The sequence below is a fragment of the Pseudomonas sp. GWSMS-1 genome, from assembly GCF_049847425.1.
In the GTDB taxonomy this organism is placed as follows: Bacteria; Pseudomonadota; Gammaproteobacteria; order Pseudomonadales; family Pseudomonadaceae; genus Aquipseudomonas.
Map to the genome: position 1 here is coordinate 2603539 of NZ_JBMHHV010000005.1, position 20903 is coordinate 2624441.

The window sequence follows — 20903 nt, forward strand, 5'->3', positions numbered from 1 at the left end:
CTAGAGGGAGATATTCAGCGCGGCCAGGCGCGACAGATCCTCGGGCCGGTCCACGTCCCACAACGTAGGCAGCAGCGCCGGATGCCAATCCAGCTGCTGCAAGCTCTGCAGCGTCATATTGAAGACCCGCTCGGTCCCCCACGGCATGTCACAGAACAAGGTGGCGTGCATACTGCGCAACCCCAGCAGCACATAACCGCCATCTTCGGCCGGACCAATCACTACAGGCTGCTGCTGCAACGCACTGCAGGCTTGCTGCAGATAATCGCCATCGAGCGCGGGACAGTCATTGCCGATCAGGATCACCGCATCACTCTCCGCCAACCCCAAGGTGGCAATGCGCCGCATGCGCTCACCCAAATCACCAGCCGGCTGCTCGACCAAGGTCCAACCAAGGCGTTGCGCCAGCGTTTGCAGCGCTGCGCTGGGCAAATCATCCAACCACAAAAAGCGCTCGCTAAAGCCATGAGCAGGTAACTGCAAGGCGCGCTCCAGCAACAGCTGTTGCAAGTCACAGGCACCCTGAGCTCCCAACGCTGGAATCATGCGCGTCTTCACGCGTCCCGCGACTGGCGCGCGCGCCAGCATGTGCAATGAGATCGACAGGTTCATAGGATTGATCCTCGGCGGTACTGTCGAGCCAGTTTTTCTGGGCTAACACCGCAGTAATAGGCCAGACGCAGGCACCACATCAACAATACGGTACGCCAGATTCCGTGCTGTTCCCAGCGCCGGCTGGACGTCGATAAGGGCGGATGCAAACAACGTGGCCTGGCCTGCTCCTTCAAGCGGCGGCACAGCTGCAAATCCTCCATCAGCGGGATCTGCGCATAACCTCCCAACGCCTCGAAGCGTGCCCGCTCAACAAAAATCCCCTGATCGCCCGAGGCGACACCGGTGAGACGTGAACGCAAACTGATCATCCAGCCGATCACCCACAACGCCAGGCCGGACCCGGACAGTCGCACATCAAAACGCCCCCACAGCGGCCGCTCGTGAAGTACTTCCTGCAACCGTTTGACTGACGCGGCACTGACCCGTGTATCGGCATGCACAAACCACAGGTAGTCACCCTGAGCGGCAAGCGCGCCGGCATTCATCTGCAACGCACGGCCGGGGGCTGTGCTGAGCAACCGGTCAACCCGCCCGCGCGCCAACTCACAGGTGCCATCACTGCTGCCCGCGTCGACCACAATTATTTCGGCGCCGGCAGCGCGCAGCGCTGCCAGATCGTCGAGCAAAGCCGGCAGCGCCTGGGCCTCATTGCGCACAGGGATTACCACACTAAGCAACGTGGTCATGCGCGCTCAGCCGGCTCAGCTTGAGGCTCGGCGTCCTGCGCCGCGCTGTGGTCGTGCATCTGCTCTTGCACCACGTGTTCATCTACGCGCGGATCGAGCGCCGCCGTCAACGGCGAACTGGTGGTGCTGTCCGGCATCGGGATGTGATGCAGCGGCGCATCGTCAACCTGGTGCAAGTTAGTGACCTTCGCAGGCCTTACGCACAGCACCAGAATCAAGGCACATACGCTGACGAAGGCATACAGCATGTTGGCCCCAAGAAAGCGCATCAGCACGCCTGCCAGCAACGGCCCGATACTGGCCCCGATACCAAAAGTCACCAACAGCATGGCCGTAAGGGACACCCGCCGTTCGGCCTCAACGTGGTCATTCGCCAGCGCTACCGCCAGCGGATAGAGGCTGAACTGCAGCGCCGACACGACAAAACCGCCCACAAATAAAAGCACCAGACCCACCTGCGGCATAAGCGCCAACGGCAACGCCGCCACGACCAGCAACGCGGCGCATGCACGAATCAGATAAACCCGGTCACGGCGGTCGGACAGCCAACCCAACGGCCACTGAACCACCAGGCCGGCGATGATGCAGCTGCCCATAAACAGACCAATCTGCTCAGTGGATAAGCCCATGCGCGTGCCATACAGCGGCGCCAGGCCGTAGAAAGCGCCAATCAACAACCCCGCAACCACGATGGCGGTCAGCGACAAGGGCACGCGGTCGATAAAAAAGCGCATTTCCAGCGGCGCCGGATGCAAAGGCGCGGGGTGTAATTTGCGGGTCAGGGCCACCGGCACCAGGCACAGGGCGAAGCACAACGCCACCAACATCAGCAGCTCGAGGCCGAGTGTCGGGTGCACGACCAGCACCAGCTGACCGAGGATAAGGCCGAGGTAGGAAGCCCCCATATAGCCGGCAAACACCTGGCCGCGCTGACTGTTTTCGGCCTGCTCATTGAGCCAGCTCTCGATCACCATGTACTGACACATCATGCCCAGACCGACCAGCACCCGCAGCAGCAACCAGCTGGGAAGCCAGTCACTGAGGCCGTGCCCCAGTACCGCGGCGGTCACCACGCCCGCACAAGCGACATAGGCACGAATATGACCAACCCGCGCGATCAATCGGTGCCCCAGTTTGCCACCCAGCACCAAGCCCAGGTAGTTAGCCGCCATCAGCGCCCCGACCCATAAACCATCTGCCGTTTGCGCCAGACGCAACGCCAAGTAGGTACTCAACAAACCTGAGCCCAACAGCATCAATAAGGTGGCGAAATACAGCGAACTGAATGATTTCAGGATCAAAGTCATGAGGCGGTAGGTAACTCCATATAGCGCCGCCGAGCGATGTTCGGCGGCCAGTTGCTAGGCGTGAGCGGCCAAGACACGGCGCTCCCACGGGGTGATTTCATCAAAGAAACTGGTGAGCTCCAAGGTCTTGCTGGCGATGTAGCCATCGATGAACTCTTTACCGAATAACGCCAGCGCCAACTCACTGCGTTTGAGACGCTCAATTGCAGCATGCATGGTACAGGGTAGCGTTAAATTATCTGGCACCTCGAACTCGCCTTGAATCTGCGCACTGGGTTGCAGCTGTTGTTCGATACCATAAAGCCCGGCCGCCAGGCTGGCGGCAAGCGCCAGATAGGGGTTGGCATCGGCACCCGGCAAGCGGTTTTCCACTCTCCGGGCGATGGGCGCACTGGCCGGAATACGCAGCCCAGCAGCGCGATTATCCTCTGACCAACAGGCATTGTTCGGCGAGGCATAAGGGTGGCAAAGGCGCTGATAGGAATTTACATGCGGTGCAAACAACAGGGTGAAGTCAGCCATGGCCGCTTGCTGGCCACCAATGAACTGATAGAACGCCGGCGTCGCCTGGCCGTCAGCTGCACTGAAAATATTCTGCCCACTGCCCTGCTCCACCACGCTCTGGTGAATGTGCATGGAGCTGCCCGGTGTATGCGCCAGTGGCTTGGCCATGCACACCACATTCAGTCCATGCTTGAGCGCGACTTCCTTGAGCAAGTGTTTAAACAGGAAGGTCTGATCAGCAAGCAGCAGCGGATCGCCGTGCAGCAGGTTGATCTCGAACTGACTGACACCCATCTCATGCATAACGGTATCGCGCGGCAAGCCCAGGGCCGCCATGCACTGATAAACCTCATGGAAAAACGGCCGCAGACCGTTATTGGAGCTGACGCTAAATGCCGAACCACCGTCCTCGCGCCGACCATCCAGCCCGAGCGGCGGTTGAAACGGCTGCAGCGGATCGGCATTGCGGGCAAACACAAAAAACTCCAACTCGGTGGCCACCACCGGCTGCCAACCATGGCTGGCATAGCGTGCAATCACCTGCTTGAGCAGCCCACGGGTCGACAAGCCTGAGCTGCGCCCGTCCAACTCATCAGCATTGCAGATGGCCAACGCCCGAGGCGTTTCGCTCCAAGGCAGCCTGTGAATCTGCGTGGGCTCGGCATTCAAGGCCAGATCGCCATCATCACTGCCGTAGAAACGCGCAGCCGGATACCCGCCCATGATGCACTGCAGCAACACCCCGCGAGCCAACTGCAGGCGCCGCCCCTGTAAAAAACCCTCCACCGTCATCACCTTGCCGCGCGGCACACCATTCAGATCAGGCGTCACGCACTCAACCTCATCAACACCACGCAACAGTTCAGGTAGGGCGGCGCGCTCGGGGTACTCATTTGCTGTTGTCCTTATTAATGCAAGAAGCCATCGCCAGACGGCAGGGCGTACAAAATACGTACCAGTCGTTCGATATTTCAAGCAAAGCCATATTGACTGCCTGGCGCCGGGGCTTGTGGCGCACAAAACAATCGATGAAATCGATATTAACCACCGCACAACCCCAAAACTCAAAGCGCTAATCAAGCCTTTAAAAACAAGATAAGCACTTGATTTAAATAGACTTACACCAACTATCAATCATGTCGATGATTACCATGAACGGCCTGCACTTCTTCATCAAATTTTCATCCGTATCATTAGCTCCCTACTCACTTACCACTCCGCTCTCACGAGGAGCTTGAACATGAAAAAGCACATTCTCACTGCCGTAATCCTGGCCAGCCTGTCCGTCCATGCCGTTGCTTTACCGCAGAACAACCCGCAACCACTGCTGGGTGAAATGCAGGACAGCAACGTGAAAACCCTGATGGGCTTTGGCGCCAACCTACAGACCGAGGGTGGCGCCGAGCGCACCCGTGAGCATCAGCAGGACCCCCTGCGAGTTGCCGAAGGTGGCGCTGACCGCCTACATGAGCGTCAGATGGATCGCCTGCGCCTGGCGGAAGGCGGTGCTGAACGCACCCGTGAGCATCAGCAGGATCGCCTGCGTGTTGCCGAAGGTGGTGCTGACCGCGCACATGAGCGTCAGATGGATCGCCTGCGCCTGGCAGAGGGCGGCGCTGAGCGCACACGTGACCGTCAGCAGGATCGCCTGCGTGTTGCCGAAGGTGGTGCTGACCGGGTACATGAGCGCCAGATGGACCGCCTGCGCCTGGCAGAAGGCGGTGCTGAGCGCCTGAGCGAGCGTCAGCAGCAGTTAAAGCGTACAAGCTAAGCCAACCCCGGTTACACACCCACGCCTAAAGCACCCACGAGGTGCTTTAGGCGTTTAAGGCAGCCTCTAACTGTGCCAACCGTTGCTCCAGCTCCGCGACTCGCGCCTCCAGCGCTTCGATTCGACCATCCTGCGACGAGCTACTCGACGCCCTACCTGGCTCATTGACCTTGGCCGCAAGCGCTGCCTGCAAATCAGCAGGATCGCCCAGCACATGCATATAACGCTCTTCACGCTGCCCGGATTGACGCGGCAGCAGGCATGCCAGCTCACGGCTGATCAGGCGCTCAAGGTGATGCTGCACCTGCTCGACATCCTCAAAATCATGCATACGACTGGTGCGCGTCAGCAACTCATTAAGGGTCTGCGGGCCACGCAATAGGAGCAGGCCGAGCAACACCACTTGAGCGGCTACCAGTTCCAGCGCCTTGTCGACGCGGTGCTCCCAGCGATCCGCCCGGCTGCCCATCACCAGGCGCGCCATTCCTCGCCCTTCCAGGCTGCGCAACGCTTGTCCGACCTGCCCGGCAGTTAGATTCAGCACCGGCTCACGGCTGGTTTTCTGGTTGCAGGCCAGCACCAGGGCATTCAGTGTCAGGGGATAGGCTTCCGGAGTGGTTAACTGCTTTTCAATTAAACAACCCAAGACCCGCGCCTCGGCAAGGGTCAAGCTGGGCATCGCCGCTTCACCCACAGATTCATCAGACATAGAAACCTCAGCACCTTGAAGGAGCCCTAGCCTAGCCCGCCTGACTGCTGGTTGATAGAGAGCTGCCACCGGGCGGCTGCCAATGCATCGCTGCAGGTAAACCACGGCGGCTGTGCTAAAGTCGCGCGCTATTTTTCAGCGGGGTCCTGTTTTATCCCCGCGAAAAACCTCGTAACGCGCACTGCGCGCCATGCATCCAGCCGCCCGGGATTACCAGCTCTGTCGGCAATAGAAGAGATCGCAGGCCCGCCCGCCCAGTAGAGATGCCCGTAATGTCCCCTGCTCAACACCCACTTTTACTCCTGCTCAACCGCACTAGTCTGGTGCTGCAAATTGCCATAGGTTTGCTGGCGGGTATCGCCCTTGCGCTGTTCCTGCCTGATGCGGCGGCCAGTGTCAGCCTGCTTGGCACCGTCTTCGTATCGGCGCTGAAAGCCGTGGCCCCCGTACTGGTGTTCGTGCTGGTAGCGGCGTCGATTGCCAACCATCAACACGGCCAACAAACCCACATCAAGCCCATTCTGATGCTGTACCTGATCGGCACTTTCAGCGCTGCGCTGATTGCGGTGGCCGCCAGCTATGCCTTTCCTTCAAGCCTGACCCTGGTCAGTAACAGCGCCGAGTTGTCGCCACCCGGCGGCATCAGCGAAGTGCTGAAGACCCTGCTGCTGAACGTGGTGGACAATCCGATCAACGCGCTGCTGAAGGGTAACTTTATTGGCATCCTGGCCTGGGCCATCGCCCTGGGCTTTGCCTTCCGGCATGCCAGCCCAACCAGCAAGCAGATGCTCGCCGACCTCTCCAATGGGGTGACCAGCATTGTTAAATTGGTGATTCGCCTTGCGCCACTCGGGGTCTTCGGCCTGGTGGCGGCCACCCTGGCTGAGTCCGGTATGTCGGCCCTGCTCGACTACCTGCACCTGCTGCTGGTACTGGTGGGCTGCATGCTGTTTGTGGCCTTGGTCAGCAACCCGGCGATTGTCTACTTCAAGACCCGTCGCAACCCTTACCCTCTGGTACTGACCTGCCTGCGTGAAAGCGGCCTGACGGCATTCTTTACCCGCAGCTCGGCCGCCAACATCCCGGTAAACCTGCAGCTGTGTGAGCGCCTGGGCCTGCATAAAGAAACTTACTCAGTCTCGATCCCGCTGGGCGCGACCATCAACATGGCAGGTGCAGCTATCACCATTACCGTGCTGACCCTGGCCGCCGTTAACACCCTGGGCATCGTCGTTGACCTGCCGACGGCATTGCTGCTGAGCTTGCTCGCCTCCATCAGCGCCTGTGGCGCGTCGGGTGTTGCCGGCGGTTCACTGCTGCTGATCCCCCTGGCGTGCAGCCTGTTCGGCATTCCCAACGATGTGGCCATGCAGGTGGTGGCCGTCGGCTTTATCATCGGCATCGTGCAGGACGCGGCGGAAACGGCACTGAACTCCTCCACTGACGTACTGTTTACTGCGGCAGGCTGCATGGCTGATCAGCTACGCAGCTAAACACGCGTCACAACGCTGTACAGGAAAAGGCTTACCCCCGCGGGTAAGCCTTTTTTATTGGCCAGCCGATAAACGACGCCGCGACAACGTTTGAATAGCGCAATGTTTGCGGTAGGCTTTGCCGCTTCTTTATTAGGAGTAACCCCCATGGCCCGCGCCACTGCCCGTCACATCCTGGTTGCCAGCGAAGACAAGTGCAACGAACTGAAAGCCGCAATCGAAGGCGGTGCTGACTTCGCCCAAGTTGCCAAAGACAACTCCAGCTGCCCATCCAGCCGCAGCGGCGGCGACCTTGGCTCGTTTGGCCCAGGCCAGATGGTTAAAGAATTCGACACCGTAGTATTCAGCGCCCCAGTCAACGTGGTGCAAGGCCCGGTGAAAACCCAGTTCGGTTATCACCTGCTGGAAGTGACCAGCCGCCAGGACTAATCCTGCCTACTCGCTGGGCTGCCCAGGCCCAGCGAGCTGCCTGTTTTCGCGCAGCGCCAGCCAGGCGCCATACCGCTGATCAACAGTCGCAAGCCGTGGGGCATAGCCAGGTATACTCGCCGGCCTTTTCCTCTCGCACCCGCGGACATTGCCATGACTCACTCCCCAGCAGCTGAACCCACTCTCGCCGTTCAGGCTGCCGACAACGCCGTGCCGCCCAGCGATACAGCTGCAGCCCCAGCAAAAGCCCGTGGCTTCGCCTCACTGTTTAGCGCCGCCAAGGCTGCATCCGGTAAAGCCGATGACCAACCCTGGCACCAGAAGGGTAATAAATCCGCCCATGAAAAGAAGATCGGCGCAGCCCCCAGCGGCACCCGTCGCTCCATGGGCAAGCGTTAAACGCCCTACCCCAGTCGCGCGCGTAAGCGCCCCTGCAGCCAGCCGCCAAACACATTCAGCAGCAAGCCGAGCATGACCAGCAGCGCGCCTAAGAGCTGCAGGGTGCTCAGGTGCTCATCGAGCAACACGGCCGCTGAGGTAATCCCCACCACCGGCACCAGCAGGGAAAACGGCGCCACCTGGCTGGCCGGATAGCGCGACAGCAAGCGGCTCCAAAGGCCGTAGCCAAGGATGGTCGCGCCGAATGCCAGGTAGGCCAACACCAGCAGCGTATCCAGATTGATAGCGCGCAGTGCTGTTTCGATTACCGCCGGCCCTTCCAGCAGCCAAGACAGTGCAAAGAATGGCAGTGGCGGCACCAGGCTGCCCCACACCACCAACCCCACCAGATTCACCTTGCCCAGCTTGCGCGTGACGATATTGCCCAGCGCCCACATCGCGGCGGCGCACAGGGTCAGCAGGAAACCGGCCAGTGTCATCAGCCCATTGCCCTGCAAACCAATCAGCAACAAACCGCCGGCAGCCACCAACAAACCAAACAGATTGGTCAGGCGAAAGCGTTCACCGAGGAACATCACGGCGAACAGCAGGGTAAAGAAGGCCTGTGACTGCAGCACTAACGACGCTAAGCCGGCCGGCATGCCGACCGACATGGCAGAGAATAGAAACGCGAACTGCCCCAGCGAGATGGTCAACCCATAGGCAAGCAACCAGCGCAGCGGAATCTGCGGACGCTTGATAAACAACACCGCAGGAAATGCCGCCAGCAAAAAACGCAGCGCCCCCAGCAGCATAGGCGGCATGTCATCCAGGCCGATCTTGATCACCACGAAATTCATGCCCCAGACGATGATAACCACCAGGGCCAGCAGTAGATCCTTGGGTAACATAACGCGGCCTCCTGACAGGCAAAGGGTCATTAAACCAGCAGCGACTGCCCGCCCCCCACTACAGTTACAGCTGAATCCAGGCACACAGTCGCTGATAGATGAAGAAATGGATTCTTCAATGTCACTGCACGCATAACGCGCCCCACCCCTCGCTTGGCGCGTTTTTCTGCCGCCGCCTTGAGCCCCTCGGCTGGCCAAAGCATCTGCCTATAGGGACCGCAGTCTGCCCAGGGATGGCATCATGCCGGTGGGCGGCGCCACGCTGGCGCCACTTTCGCGAGGAGTGACGATGGACAGCAACCGTCTCAGCGCAAACATCTATAACCAGCTGGTCAATGAGGAGGATGCGCGGGTCTGCAGCGAAATCGATGAGCAGGCCTGCCGCGTGGTGCCGGGCAACTTCTTGCTGATGATCCTCAGCCACTTTTTCAGCAAACTGGGTGACGCCCTGGCCAACCCGAAGGTGGTACTGCCCTGGGTGATGGAGGCCCTGCAAGCGCCGCTTTACCTGATCGGCTTCCTGGTGCCAATCCGCGAGTCCGGCTCGCTGATCCCGCAGCTGTTTATCGCCAGCTACATCCGCGCGGTGGCCGTGCGTAAATGGGTCTGGGTCCTTGGCAGCCTGGTGCAAGCTGCCGCTATCGGTGCCATAGGCCTGGTGGCGTGGACGCTGGACGGCGTGGTGGCCGGCTGGGCGATCATTGGCCTGCTGGTGCTCTTCAGCCTGGCTCGCGGTTTGAGTTCGGTGGCCTCGAAAGATGTACTCGGCAAGACCATCCCGAAAACCCGACGTGGCCAGGTCAACGGCTGGTCGGCCAGCGCCGCCGGACTGGTCACCGTTGCCTTGGCCCTGCTGCTGTTGTTCAGCAGCACGGCTCAACTGCCGCCGCAAGCCTATGGCCTGCTGCTGGCCGGCGCCGGCCTGTTGTGGCTGATCGCCGCGGCAATTTACGCGCGCATCAGCGAGCAGCCGGGGGCCGTCGAGGGCGGTGGCAATGCCGTAGTCGAGGCGCTGAAACGCCTCGCTATTCTGCGCAGCGATCGTCCCTTCCGGCGCTTCGTCATAACCCGTGCGCTGATGCTGTGTTCGGCCCTGAGCGCGCCATATTACGTGGTGCTGGCCCAGCAGAAACTCGGTTCGGCCGCCAGTACGCTGGGCCTGTTCATGCTCGCCAGCGGCGCCGCCAGCCTGATCTCCGCGCCACTGTGGGGACGCTTTGCCGACTTTTCTAGCCGCCGGGTGATGATCCTCGCGGCAGGGCTGAGCGCGGGCCTCGGCCTACTGGTCTACCTTCTCGACAGCTTGCAACCGGCCTGGCTGGCGATTGGCTGGATGCTGCCGGCACTCTACTTTGGCCTGAGCATTGCCCACCAAGGCGTACGCATCGGCCGTAAGACTTACCTGGTCGACTTGGCGCAAGGCAACCGCCGCACTGACTATGTGGCCGTGAGCAATACGTTGATCGGCCTGATTCTGCTGCTGCTCGGTTTCGCCGGAGCCCTGGGTACCGTCATGACAATCAGCCAAATTATCCTGTTGCTATCAGTGCTTGGCGCCCTTGGCGCCGTGATGGCCACCGTCCTGCCGGAAGTGGAATAACAGCCACGCGTGCAGCGCCCTAATTAATTGCATCAACCGCGCGCAGACCACTCATTAAGCGCCCCTAGCGAGACATTCAAACCAGCCGAGGAAGTTCGCCATGAGCACACGACCCGAGATCGAAGCAGACGCCCAGAGCTTTATCGAGCGCATCTTCGAGCACCTGAACGTAGCCGAGGATGTGCGCCAGCGCCTCGCGTGCGCCAAATTCAGCGCCCAGGTCAGCATCCCGGTGCGTATGGACGACGGCACCCTGGAGGTCTTTCAGGGCTGGCGCGTGCAATATGACGACACCCGCGGCCCCACCAAGGGCGGCGTGCGCTTGCACCCTAAGGTCTCGGCCGCCGAGGTGACCGACCTGAGTTTTTGGATGACCATCAAATGCGCGGTGGTCGACCTCCCGTTTGGCGGCGCCAAGGGCGGCATCTGCGTCGATCCCAAGCGCCTGTCCAGGCTGGAGCTGGAACGCCTGTCGCGGGGTTATATCCGCGCCATCCATGACCTGATCGGGCCTGACCGTGACATCCCCGCGCCCGACGTCAACAGCAACGCCACGGTAATGGGCTGGATGGCCGACGAATACGCACAGATCGAGCGCCGCCAGGTGCCTGCCGTGATCACGGGTAAACCCATCGGCCTCGGCGGCTCGGCGGGCCGCGTTGCCGCCACCGGACGTGGCGCCTTGCAGGTGTTGCAACTGTGGGCCTCACGCGAAGATAAGTCCCCACAACAACTGCGCATCGCCGTGCAGGGTTTCGGCAACGCCGGTTACCACTTCGCGCGCCTGGCTCATCAAGCGGGCTATCGCATCGTCGCCCTTTCCGACTCCAAGGGCGCGATCTATGACAAAGCAGGCCTGGACCCTCAGCCCATCTGGGAGCACAAGAATCAAACCCGCGAACTCAAAGACATGGTCTATTGCGACGAATCGGTGTGCGAGCAAAGCAAGGCCGAGCGTATCAGCCATGAGGAGCTGCTTGAGCTGGATGTCGACGTACTGGTGCTGGCCGCACTCGAGGATGCGATTGATGACGACAATGCCGAGCGGATCAAGGCCAAAGTCATCCTCGAAATCGCCAATGGGCCGGTGACCCGCAAGGCCGACCAACTGCTGGCAGATGCCGGCGTAGTGATTTTGCCCGATGTGCTGGTCAATGCCGGTGGAGTGATCGTCAGCCACTTGGAATGGGTACAGAACCGCACGGGTGACTACTGGAGCGAGGAAACCGTTGAGCAGCGCCTGGATGAACGCATCGGCAAAGCCGCCGAGGCCTGCTTCGCCCGCGCCGAAGCAGAGCAGGTGAGCCTGCGTACGGCCGCCTACCTGCAGGGCGTCGAGCGCATCGCCGACGCCATGAGCAATCAGGGCACGCGCACCTACTTCAACGCACGCAGCGACTGAGCCCCCTAGTCGCCTGAGCACCTACCCTCGATGCCCCCATGCTGCATTGAGGGGGTGCCAGCGACTCGCAGACCGACTAAAATCCGCAGCTGACCTGAGCCAGCCTGCCGGCGGGCGGGCGGCCAAACAATTCGTCTGGCCGCCCACTTCCTGCGCAGACACACGACTCATCCGACTGTACAGACCGAGAGAGCACCCATGGGCGCACAATGGAAAGCCAAACCTAAAGAAGCCGCTGCCAACGCCAGAGGCAAGATCTTCGGCCGGCTGGTCAAAGAGATCATGATCGCCGCGCGTAACGGCGCTGATCCGGACCTGAACCCCAAGTTGCGCTTGGCTATTCACCAGGCGAAAAAAGCCTCGATGCCCAAGGAAACCCTCGACCGGGCGATCAAGAAAGGCGCCGGCCTGCTGGGCGATACCGTGACCTATCACGCGGCCACTTATGAGGGCTTCGCCCCGCACCAGGTGCCGGTGATCATCGAGTGCCTGACTGACAACATCAACCGCACCGTAGCGGAAGTACGCGTGTTGTTCCGCAAGGGCCAGATGGGCGCCTCCGGCTCGGTGACCTGGGATTTCGACCACGTCGGCATGATCGAAGCCTCGCCAGAAGGCGACGCCGATGCCGAACTAGCGGCGATTGAAGCCGGTGCACAAGACTTCGAGCCGGCGGATGAAGGCGGCACGCTGTTTATCACCGAGCCGACTGACCTCGACGCTGTATGCCGCGGCTTGCCGGAACACGGCTTTAGCGTCAACGCGGCCAAGCTCGGCTATATCCCGAAAAACCCGGTCAGCAGCCTGACGGCCGAACAGCTCGAAGAAGTCGAAACATTTCTTGAAGCGCTCGATGCCCATGATGACGTACAGAACGTCTATGTCGGGCTTTCCGGCTAACTCACCGTTTGCCTCAGGCTCGCCGGGCAGGACGCCCAGCGAGCCTATGAACGGCGCCAATGCGTGTGCGCAGCTCAGTAACCGGGCAGATTCACCGCCCCATCGCACCACAAAGCGAGTAGAATCGCCGGCCGCCGCGCCACCAGCGCCCAGCGTGTACACAAGGACGTTGCCCCACAGGAGTTTTACCGTGCACAAGTTTCTCACTCTGGCTGCGTGCCTATTGCTCGGCGCCTGCGCCAGCAACTCGCAGACGGTCTACCAGCAAGACGTTGTGGCGGGCACCAGCCCAATGGCCAAAAGCACCCTGGAGGCCATCCATAACAGCAAAGCCATCCCGCTGCCGCTAAACCCCGGCCTGCTGGCCCCGCAGTGGCCGATTAGCGCCGATGAACCGCGCATGGACTTCGGCAGCTCGATCTCCAACTACCGGATCTTTTCCCTGCAGCTGAAGAAGGGTGAACGCTACACCCTTAACGTGCGCTCACTGTGCAACAAGCCCTGCCTCGGCGTGAGCAAGTTCGCCTTGAAACCGCGCGCCATGCTGCTGGATGCCTACGGCGCCGTGATTGCCGACAAACCCTCGCACGCCACAGCAGCAGTCGGGCAGATCAGCCTGAGCTGGGACGGTGAAGCCACAGAAGACGGCACCTATTACCTGCTCGTGGCGGCCGATAACGATGACCTCGGTCAGACCATCGTGATCGACGACGTATGGGTGAACAACTCCCCCCTGATGGCGGTCAAGGTGGGCATGCACAGCTCGCCATTCGGCACCGTCAGTGCATTCTCCAGCCCTCGCAAAGACTGAGTAAGCAACCGGCGAGCGACACACGCTCGCCGTATCACGATAAGCGCTGCTTAACCGTCAAGCCCATCCATTGACCCTGAGCAAGATGCTCTGCCCCTGGCGCTTTAGCCTATGCCGATGACTTTCTGAGGGTTCGCCCTCCAACTGCCATCGACGAGGCCTCCATGAGCATCACCTCTACCCACATTTGCGCGGCGGCTGACCAACTGCAGGGTTTTGTCGGTTTCAATGCCAAGACCGGGCGCTACATCGTACGTTTTTCTGAAGACTCCTTCGGCCTCGACGTACTCGAACAGAGCATCACCCCCACCTGCGAATTCGTCTGGCGCGCCTTTGACGGCGAACTCATGAACCTCGACCGTGCACGTCTGCAACTGCTGCTGGAACAAAACATCGATGATCGCCTGGCCATCAGCGAGCCGCTGCGTGTTTACGTGCGCCGTGCGGACCTACCCGAGATCAGCGCCGAGCGGCGGCGCCTTAGCGCTTAAACGCCGGATAACGCGCCGCACAGCACCATGGCCGAATAAGCCGTTGGTTGTTCACTTACACCCTCACAGTCGCGGCGCTCGGCAGACTAAGCTCGCCTGGATGATGTTATTCACCCAGGAGCCTGCCGATGTTCGATGTGCTGATCAAGAATGCGCTGTTTTTCGATGGCAGCGGCACGCCAGGGGTGTTGCGCCACCTCGGCATCGCCGACGGCAAACTGCTGCGCATCAGCGCAAGCGCCCTGGATGAAAGCGGCTGCGCCCAGGTTATCGACGCCAGCAACCGCTGGGTCACGCCCGGTTTTATCGACATGCACACTCATTACGACGCGGAGCTGGTGGCGGCGCCTGCGCTGCAGGAATCGGTGCGCCATGGCGTGACCACGGTGATGATTGGCAGCTGCTCGATCAGCATGGTGCTGTCCAGCCCGGAAGACTGCTCCGACCTGTTCACCCGCGTCGAGTCGGTGCCGCGCGAACATGTGCTGCCGTTGCTGCAAGCACGCAAGACGTGGAACAGCGCCAGCGAATTCGCCGCCTTTCTCGATCAACACCCACTGGGGCCGAATATCTGCTCCTTCCTCGGCCACTCAGACCTGCGCGTTGCCGTAATGGGCCTGGAACGCGCCGTCGACGCCAAGGTGCGCCCCAGTGAACGCGAACTGCAGCAAATGGAGCGCCTGTTGGAAGAGGCGCTGGACGCCGGCCTACTCGGCCTGTCGAGCATGACCAACCCCTGGGACAAGCTCGACGGCGACCGCCAGCGCTCCAAATCCCTGCCCTCGGTGTATGCGCCTTGGGCCGAATACGCACGGCTGAACAAGATCCTGCGGCGGCGCGGGCGCATTCATCAGGGCGCGCCGAATCTGGTGACTAAACTAAATGTCCTAGCCTTTCTCTGGGCCAGCATCGGCGGCGGGTGGCGCAAGCCGCTGAAAACCACCCTGATTACCCTGATGGACGTCAAAGCCGACCTTTGGCTGGCACCGGTACTCGGCCCACTGACCCGCTGGATCAACCGCCTGACCCACGCCGACTTTCGCTGGCAGACCCTGCCGGTGCCGTTTGAAACCTACGCCGACGGCATGGAGTTCGTGGTCTTCGAGGAATTCCCCGCCGGTCAGGCCGCGCTGCACCTAGCCAGCCACGACCTGCGCAGCCAGCTGTTCCAGGACCCGGATTACCGCCGACGCTTTCGCCAGGATGTGGAGAAGAAGTTCGGCCCACGAGTCTGGCACCGCGACTTTGATGACGCGTGGATCGTCGACTGCCCAGACGCCAGCGTGGTCGGCAAAAGCGTTGGCGAATTGGCCAAAGCCCGCAATGAACACCCCGCCGACCTGTTTCTCGACCTGCTCGTCGCCCACGGCCCGCGCCTGCGCTGGCGTACCCTGATCGCCAACCACCGCCCTGAGGTGGTGGCGAAACTGGTGTGCGAACCGAGCACGCTGATCGGCTTTGCCGACTCCGGCGCGCATATCCGCAACATGGCCTTTTACAACTTCGGGGTGCGCCTGCTCAAGCTGGTGCGCGATGCCGAACTGCGCGGCCAGCCGGTGATGCCGATCGAAACCGCGATCTGGCGCCTGACCGGCGAGCTCGGCGAATGGTTCGACATTGATGCAGGCAGGCTCTACGAAGGCGCACGGGCTGACTTGGTGGTTATCGACCCAAGCGCACTGGATGAATCCCTGGCCAGCTACCAGGAGGCGCCCATGGAAGCCTTCGGCGGTTTGCAACGCATGGTCAACCGTGGCGCGGCAGTGGATGCGGTGCTGATCAACGGGCGCATCGCCTTTCAGCAGGGCGAATGTGCCCGCGAGCTCGGACAAAAACGCGGTTATGGGCAGTTTTTACGCAGTCGCTAAAGCCTTCAACTGAAGCCTAGCGATAGTCCTACAGGCTGGCATACTGTGCGCCGCACAGACCGGTGGGCCGCCCACCCTATATGCTGAAAGGACGCCAATAATAATGCACAACATGCCTGCAAAGGCCTTCTGGCGCTGGCTTCTAGGCCTGCTGCTGCTCAGCCTACTGCCCCCGCTATACGCCGATGAAGCGGGTGTTATTCACTACCCCCGGCGTACCGAGGGTGATGAATTTCGCTCCTCATATGAGCTGGCTCAACTGCAACTGGCACTGGAAAAAGCCGGCAGCTCTCTACGCTTAGAGCCCTCGTACTACAGCATGGAGCAAGAGCGCGCACTGGTTAACCTGGAGCTCAACGAACGCCTCGATGTGGTCTGGAGCATGACCAGCCGTGAGCGCGAACAACGCCTGCTGCCCGTGCGCATTCCGCTGGATAAAGGCTTGTATGGCTGGCGTATTGCTCTGTTGCCCAGCAGCCGCGCCGAGCTGCTCAAGGATGTACGCTCACTCAACGACCTGCACCCGTTTTCCGCCGGTCAAGGGCACGATTGGCCGGACACTGACATTCTTCGCAGCAATGGCTTGCCAGTCAACATTTCAGCCAATTACGGCAGCCTGTTTCGCATGCTCCATGCGCAACGCTTCGATTACTTTCCGCGCTCGGTGATCGAAATTTGGGATGAGCTTAAACATCCCCGCAGCAAGCAGTTGGTTGCCGACAGTCATGTGCTGCTGCACTACCCCGCCGCGATGTATTTTTTCGTCTCGCGCCAACGCCCAGAGCTAGCGCAAACCTTGCAGCTCGGCTTGGAGAGGGCGATTGCCGATGGTTCATTCGAGCGCCTGTTCCAAGAGCATTTCGCGGCTGACCTGAAGCGCGCGCAACTGCACCAGCGTCAGGTCATCGAGCTGCAAAACCCTTTTTTGCCCAGTGCCACGCCCTTGCAGCGACGCGAGCTGTGGTTCACTCCCGCGCCGCCGGAGGGCTAGACGGTTGAGCCAGAGTGGCCTGCACAACCGCGCGGGTGTGTGCGCCGAAACGTTTAAACAGCGCCTGCAGCAATTGCTCCAACAGCGGGTCGACGGCAACCTGAGCCAACTGATTGCCCCCACTGAAACCTGGAGCAGCAACCGGCTTGCGTGCCAGCCACTGGCCAATCACTTCATCCAAGGCATCGGCGCTGGCGTACGACTCAGCGGCCACCACCTGCTGCGCGTAGTCCGCGGAGTAAGCGGGGTAACTGCCTGGCGGCGCCTGTGTATAGGCCTGTAACAGTGGCGCGGCGGCCTGCTCCGCCATCAGCTGCTGCATACGTTGAAGTTGGTATTCCTCGAGAGCCGTATGCCGGTCCGTCACACGAGCAATGGCTGCCAGGCGATCGTCGGGATAACCCAAAGCGCCTTTGAGGGCAATCAGCATCAGTTCGGGCGTGGTGAAGCCCGGCACGGTCTTGGCGTGGTAGGGCTGGGTCAGGTCCTGCATGTAGTGCAGCGCCCAGCCGAGAAAACGATAGCCCCAGTAATCATGCCCGCTTTCCAGAGCCAGCCTCGCCAGGCCGGCGTATTGGTAGATACGCCAATGCGGCAGGGTACGCCGCAGGTAGGGCGCCGCCTGAAACACCAGCGCCGGCTCGTGGTAATAACCGATATGGAAAGGGGCTTGGGAGGAGTACTCAAAGCGCGCATCACCAAACGGCTGCTCGCCAAAGTTGTACTGCCCGCCGACTTTGCCTGGGTTGTCGCTGAACAGGTTGATGTCGTGGCCATAGTCCGGCTCATCAGCCGCACTGCTGAGCACCTGCACGGCACTCACCGCTTCGCCCGGCTGCAAGGCTAGATAACGCCAATGGCTCCAGGGGCCGATCTTGCGAAACACCAGCACCTGCTCGGCAGGCAGGCGCGCTCGGCCATCATCGGCCTGCCCCGGCAATTGCTGGACAAAGCCGGCTAGGCGAATCTGTGGATTAACCCGCAACGCATGCAGGAACGCGCTGCGCCTGTCGGCCGTCGCAAGGGCGCTAAAGCGCAAAGCATCGGGTCGCGTTGGGTAATCAGGGAAGTGCGTGTGGGCAAAGGCTTCCTGTTCATCCAGCAACTGCTCAATGGCCGGCGCCTGATCATCGAGAAACGCCTGCAATGGCTCGTAATTCAGCGTGCGCTGCAACTCCGGCAGTGCCTGCAATGCCAACTGACTGCCGAGCGAGTGATTGGACCAAGCCAGAGCGCTTAACGGCTGACAGGCCAAGCAGCAGGCAGATAGCAACAGCAACAATGGCTTCAAGGTGACTCCGACGCAGGTAGCAAGGCAAAGAGCCACAGCCTAACGCCTGGACCGCTACCTGGCACTGTCGTATCAAGTCAGCCCATTCACTTATCAGGCTGCGGCGGCAAACTCAGGCTGTCACCGCCAGCCGCTGACTTTGCAGGTGAAGTGTTAACCAGTCGAACCCACACATATAAGCCAGGGCCGGATAACGCCCCAGCTATTCGGCCACCATCGGCGTAGACTCAAAACACCAGCCTCGCCTTAGCGCGACGAGATGGCCCGCTCCAGACTATTCAACCACGACATTGTCAGAGGTGAAGATCATGAGCAAAGGTATGGATTCAAAGAAACAAGCGAAAAAAAAGCCGCTGAAAACAGCCAGCGAAAAACGCATGGATAAAAAAGACAAGCAAGGTGCAAAAACCCTGCTCGGAAGCCACGCGGCTAACGTCTGAGTTAACGACCTGAGGCAGGCATCGCGCTTGCACTCAGGCATTCCAATAACCCCTACAACCGCTAAGCCGTTATGCATTACCGCCAACTCCCCACCCCACTCAAGCCACTTGCCGACAAGTTCTACCGCAGCCAACGCTCAGCCATGCGCGCCACGTCAGGCGCACAGATTTGGGTCGCCGAAAACCCGGACATCATGGCAGCGCTGTGCCTGCAAAGCGTCGCACACGGTCACTGGCTGACCAGCCTGCTGGTGGCCTCGCCGATGCGCGAACAAGGCATCGCAAGTCAGTTGATCGAAGCGGCTCTCGCACACTGCACCACGCCGGTCTGGCTTTTCTGCCACCCGCAGCTGCACGATTTCTATCGTCGCCAGGGTTTTACCCCTTGCACCGATCTGCCCCAGCCATTGGCTGAGCGCCTAAGCCGTTATCAGCGCAGCAAAAGCTTGCAAGCGTTCTCCCGCGCCCCTGGGCAAACCCAGCCGCACAAGGTTTAACGTGCGGTTGCCCGGTTAGCCAAGCGCTATCCGCTTGATGGCATCCATACTGGCACTTTGCTCAACTTTACTATTGCTATCGCCAGGCCAAGCTCTGCATGCTTAGCCCATAACAACGACAACAGGGTCTTTCCCTATGCGCACATCGCGGTTATTCAGACGCCTGCGTAACGACTTTCAGTTGTCCATCATTACGCTGATGGGCCTTTTTGGCGTCATCGGCATTAGCCCCTATGCCGTATACCGGCTTGCCACTGGCAACTACCTGGTGGGCACCGCCGATACGGTAATTGTCACCTCTACGGTGCTCGCAGTGCTTTATGCCTGGCGCACCAGCGACACCGTCAAACCGGGTATCTACCTGGCCAGCATCTTCTCCGTTGCGGCAACCCTGATCGCCATCAACCTGGGCGTTAACGGCCTGTTTTGGATCTATCCGCTGATCTTGTTCAACTTCTTTATGGTGTCACCTGGCAAAGCCTTAGTGGCCACCATTCTGATGCTCATGACGCTGGTGGGTTACGGCCAGCTAACGCCTGGCGCGGTGTTTGAAAGCGACTACCAGATGGTGTCGTTTCTGGTCACCAGCATGATGGCCAGCATCCTCAGCTTCGTCTTTGCCTATCGCACCAGCAGCCAGCGCGATCAGTTGCAGCAACTGGCCATTCATGACCCGCTAACCGGCGCACGTAACCGCCGGGCGATGAACGAGGAGCTGAAGATCGCAGCGTCCTTAAATCGGCGTCACGGCAACAGCTATGGCGTTTTGACCATGGACCTGGACCATTTCAAACGGGTCAACGACAACTATGGCCATCAGGCCGGTGATCAGGTGCTGATCGACTTTGTCGAGCTGATCAAAAGTGCCTCACGCAAGGAGGATCGCCTGTTCCGCTTCGGCGGCGAGGAATTTCTCCTGCTACTACCCAATACCGACAGCGACGGCCTATTGGCCGCGGCCCAAAATCTTCAGCAGCACGTTCGCCTACACCTGCGTGGGCCGGGCGGCCCCGTGACCATGTCGGTTGGCGGTGCGATGATGCGCCGCGATGAGCATTGGGAAGACATGCTGCAGCGCGCAGACCAACGCCTGTATGAAGCCAAGAGCGCCGGACGTAACTGCATCGTCATCAATGACGGCGTCAATACAGCAAGCCCCCAGCCCATCGTCTAATCCTGCGGTATATCTTCGCTTACACTCTGCAGCTGGAAAATTATCCGACCTGACCCACAACGCTGTAACAACTCGGCGTTGTGTCGGTCTATTGGCCACACCCACTTGAGAGCACTGCCATGAAGAGACGCTCCCTGCTCAAGGCGATCGCCCTGATGCCAGCCCTGCCCCTGCTCAGCCACGCCCCGCTCAGCCTGGCGCAAGCCATTGCCAGCACCATCACGCCACTGGACAAGCCGCACAGCGCCTGGCGCGACCTGCTAACGCCCGAGGCATATGCCGTGTTGTTCGAGGAAGACACGGAAGCCCCTGGCAGCAGCCCGCTGAATCAGGAAAAACGCGACGGCACCTATATCTGCGCCGCCTGTTACCTGCCGCTGTTCGCCAGCCAAGACAAATATGAAAGCGGCACCGGCTGGCCCAGCTTCACCCAGCCGATTGCCGGGCACATGGGCCAAAAACGCGACTTCAAGCTGTTTTTCCCACGCACTGAATACCACTGCGCGCGTTGCGGCGGCCACCAGGGCCATGTGTTTGATGACGGTCCCAAGCCTCGTGGCGAACGCTGGTGCAATAACGGCGTAGCCCTGCGCTTTGTTGCCAAAGACGAGCCCCTACCCGAACTGCGGAGCTAA

General features: G+C 60.5%; 22 protein-coding genes. 15 read left to right on the plus strand and 7 right to left on the minus strand.

Translation table 11 applies throughout. From position 1 onward, the window contains the following. Genes ACEPAJ_RS15915 through ACEPAJ_RS15930 form a run of 4 tightly spaced genes read right to left on the minus strand, consistent with a single transcriptional unit; the run spans position 1 to position 3904 of the window. Positions 1 to 612, minus strand: coding sequence for a TIGR04282 family arsenosugar biosynthesis glycosyltransferase (locus ACEPAJ_RS15915; RefSeq protein WP_425916063.1), 612 nt, complete (start codon positions 610 to 612; stop codon positions 1 to 3). Continuing rightward, positions 609 to 1301, minus strand: coding sequence for a TIGR04283 family arsenosugar biosynthesis glycosyltransferase (locus tag ACEPAJ_RS15920; protein WP_425916065.1), 693 nt, complete (start codon positions 1299 to 1301; stop codon positions 609 to 611). The genes ACEPAJ_RS15915 and ACEPAJ_RS15920 overlap by 4 nt, the downstream gene beginning before the upstream one ends. Then, complete coding sequence (locus tag ACEPAJ_RS15925) at positions 1298 to 2608, minus strand: MFS transporter (protein ID WP_425916067.1); 1311 nt, start codon at positions 2606 to 2608, stop codon at positions 1298 to 1300. Before ACEPAJ_RS15925 ends, ACEPAJ_RS15920 begins: the two co-directional genes overlap by 4 nt. A 54-nt stretch (positions 2609 to 2662) precedes the next feature. Further along, on the minus strand, positions 2663 to 3904 hold the full coding sequence (locus ACEPAJ_RS15930) for a glutamine synthetase family protein (RefSeq protein ID WP_425918064.1): 1242 nt from the start codon (positions 3902 to 3904) through the stop codon (positions 2663 to 2665). Between the two features lie 448 nt (positions 3905 to 4352). Between ACEPAJ_RS15930 and ACEPAJ_RS15935 the strand changes: the two genes are divergently transcribed. Then, positions 4353 to 4883, plus strand: coding sequence for a phage infection protein (locus ACEPAJ_RS15935; protein WP_425916069.1), 531 nt, complete (start codon positions 4353 to 4355; stop codon positions 4881 to 4883). Positions 4884 to 4929: 46 nt separating this feature from the next. Here ACEPAJ_RS15935 and ACEPAJ_RS15940 read toward each other — a convergent pair whose 3' ends face one another. After that, the gene (locus tag ACEPAJ_RS15940) at positions 4930 to 5592 is read right to left on the minus strand and encodes a YceH family protein (protein WP_425916071.1); all 663 of its coding nucleotides are present in this window, start codon (positions 5590 to 5592) and stop codon (positions 4930 to 4932) included. A 272-nt stretch (positions 5593 to 5864) separates the two neighbouring features. On the opposite strand from ACEPAJ_RS15940, the gene sstT reads away from it, so the two are divergent. The 3 genes from sstT (at position 5865) to ACEPAJ_RS15955 (ending at position 7913) form a co-directional block, all read left to right on the plus strand. Further along, complete coding sequence (sstT, locus tag ACEPAJ_RS15945; RefSeq protein WP_425916073.1) at positions 5865 to 7085, plus strand: serine/threonine transporter SstT; 1221 nt, start codon at positions 5865 to 5867, stop codon at positions 7083 to 7085. A 147-nt stretch (positions 7086 to 7232) separates the two neighbouring features. Next, positions 7233 to 7514: a peptidylprolyl isomerase gene (locus ACEPAJ_RS15950; RefSeq protein WP_274086841.1), complete on the plus strand. Its 282-nt coding sequence runs from the start codon at positions 7233 to 7235 to the stop codon at positions 7512 to 7514. Positions 7515 to 7667: 153 nt separating this feature from the next. Next, positions 7668 to 7913 (plus strand): hypothetical protein, encoded by a 246-nt coding sequence (locus ACEPAJ_RS15955; RefSeq protein ID WP_425916076.1) that lies wholly within the window; start codon positions 7668 to 7670, stop codon positions 7911 to 7913. Between the two features lie 5 nt (positions 7914 to 7918). On the opposite strand, the gene ACEPAJ_RS15960 is transcribed toward ACEPAJ_RS15955, so the two are convergent. Further along, positions 7919 to 8803: an EamA family transporter gene (locus ACEPAJ_RS15960; RefSeq protein ID WP_425916078.1), complete on the minus strand. Its 885-nt coding sequence runs from the start codon at positions 8801 to 8803 to the stop codon at positions 7919 to 7921. A 289-nt stretch (positions 8804 to 9092) separates the two neighbouring features. On the opposite strand from ACEPAJ_RS15960, the gene ACEPAJ_RS15965 reads away from it, so the two are divergent. From ACEPAJ_RS15965 to ACEPAJ_RS15995, 7 genes are all read left to right on the plus strand, one after another. Continuing rightward, positions 9093 to 10403 (plus strand): MFS transporter, encoded by a 1311-nt coding sequence (locus ACEPAJ_RS15965; protein ID WP_425916079.1) that lies wholly within the window; start codon positions 9093 to 9095, stop codon positions 10401 to 10403. Between the two features lie 100 nt (positions 10404 to 10503). After that, a complete protein-coding gene (locus ACEPAJ_RS15970; protein WP_425916080.1) occupies positions 10504 to 11805 on the plus strand; it encodes a Glu/Leu/Phe/Val family dehydrogenase in 1302 nt (433 codons plus the stop codon). A gap of 198 nt (positions 11806 to 12003) precedes the next feature. Beyond that, positions 12004 to 12705 carry a YebC/PmpR family DNA-binding transcriptional regulator gene (locus tag ACEPAJ_RS15975; protein ID WP_425916081.1) on the plus strand — a complete coding sequence of 234 codons (702 nt, stop codon included), beginning with the start codon at positions 12004 to 12006 and terminating at the stop codon, positions 12703 to 12705. A 190-nt stretch (positions 12706 to 12895) separates the two neighbouring features. Beyond that, positions 12896 to 13516, plus strand: coding sequence for a hypothetical protein (locus ACEPAJ_RS15980; protein WP_425916083.1), 621 nt, complete (start codon positions 12896 to 12898; stop codon positions 13514 to 13516). A gap of 164 nt (positions 13517 to 13680) precedes the next feature. Then, positions 13681 to 14007, plus strand: a complete 327-nt coding sequence (locus ACEPAJ_RS15985) for a DUF2025 family protein (RefSeq protein ID WP_274086847.1) — start codon at positions 13681 to 13683, stop codon at positions 14005 to 14007. Between the two features lie 128 nt (positions 14008 to 14135). Beyond that, a complete protein-coding gene (locus ACEPAJ_RS15990) occupies positions 14136 to 15875 on the plus strand; it encodes an N-acyl-D-amino-acid deacylase family protein (RefSeq protein ID WP_425916085.1) in 1740 nt (579 codons plus the stop codon). 103 nt (positions 15876 to 15978) lie between these two features. Then, complete coding sequence (locus ACEPAJ_RS15995) at positions 15979 to 16866, plus strand: hypothetical protein (protein ID WP_425916087.1); 888 nt, start codon at positions 15979 to 15981, stop codon at positions 16864 to 16866. Here the strand turns inward: ACEPAJ_RS15995 and ACEPAJ_RS16000 are convergent. Beyond that, positions 16841 to 18157, minus strand: a complete 1317-nt coding sequence (locus tag ACEPAJ_RS16000; RefSeq protein WP_425916089.1) for a phospholipase — start codon at positions 18155 to 18157, stop codon at positions 16841 to 16843. The genes ACEPAJ_RS15995 and ACEPAJ_RS16000 overlap by 26 nt on opposite strands. A gap of 308 nt (positions 18158 to 18465) precedes the next feature. Here ACEPAJ_RS16000 and ACEPAJ_RS16005 point away from each other — a divergent pair, with 308 nt between their 5' ends. The 4 genes from ACEPAJ_RS16005 (at position 18466) to msrB (ending at position 20903) form a co-directional block, all read left to right on the plus strand. After that, entirely contained in the window at positions 18466 to 18597 is a 132-nt protein-coding gene (locus ACEPAJ_RS16005) for a hypothetical protein (protein WP_425918153.1), read from the plus strand. A 71-nt stretch (positions 18598 to 18668) separates the two neighbouring features. Next, complete coding sequence (locus ACEPAJ_RS16010; protein WP_425916091.1) at positions 18669 to 19094, plus strand: GNAT family N-acetyltransferase; 426 nt, start codon at positions 18669 to 18671, stop codon at positions 19092 to 19094. Between the two features lie 136 nt (positions 19095 to 19230). Beyond that, entirely contained in the window at positions 19231 to 20268 is a 1038-nt protein-coding gene (locus tag ACEPAJ_RS16015; protein WP_425916093.1) for a GGDEF domain-containing protein, read from the plus strand. A gap of 119 nt (positions 20269 to 20387) precedes the next feature. Continuing rightward, on the plus strand, positions 20388 to 20903 hold the full coding sequence (gene msrB / locus ACEPAJ_RS16020) for a peptide-methionine (R)-S-oxide reductase MsrB (RefSeq protein ID WP_425916095.1): 516 nt from the start codon (positions 20388 to 20390) through the stop codon (positions 20901 to 20903).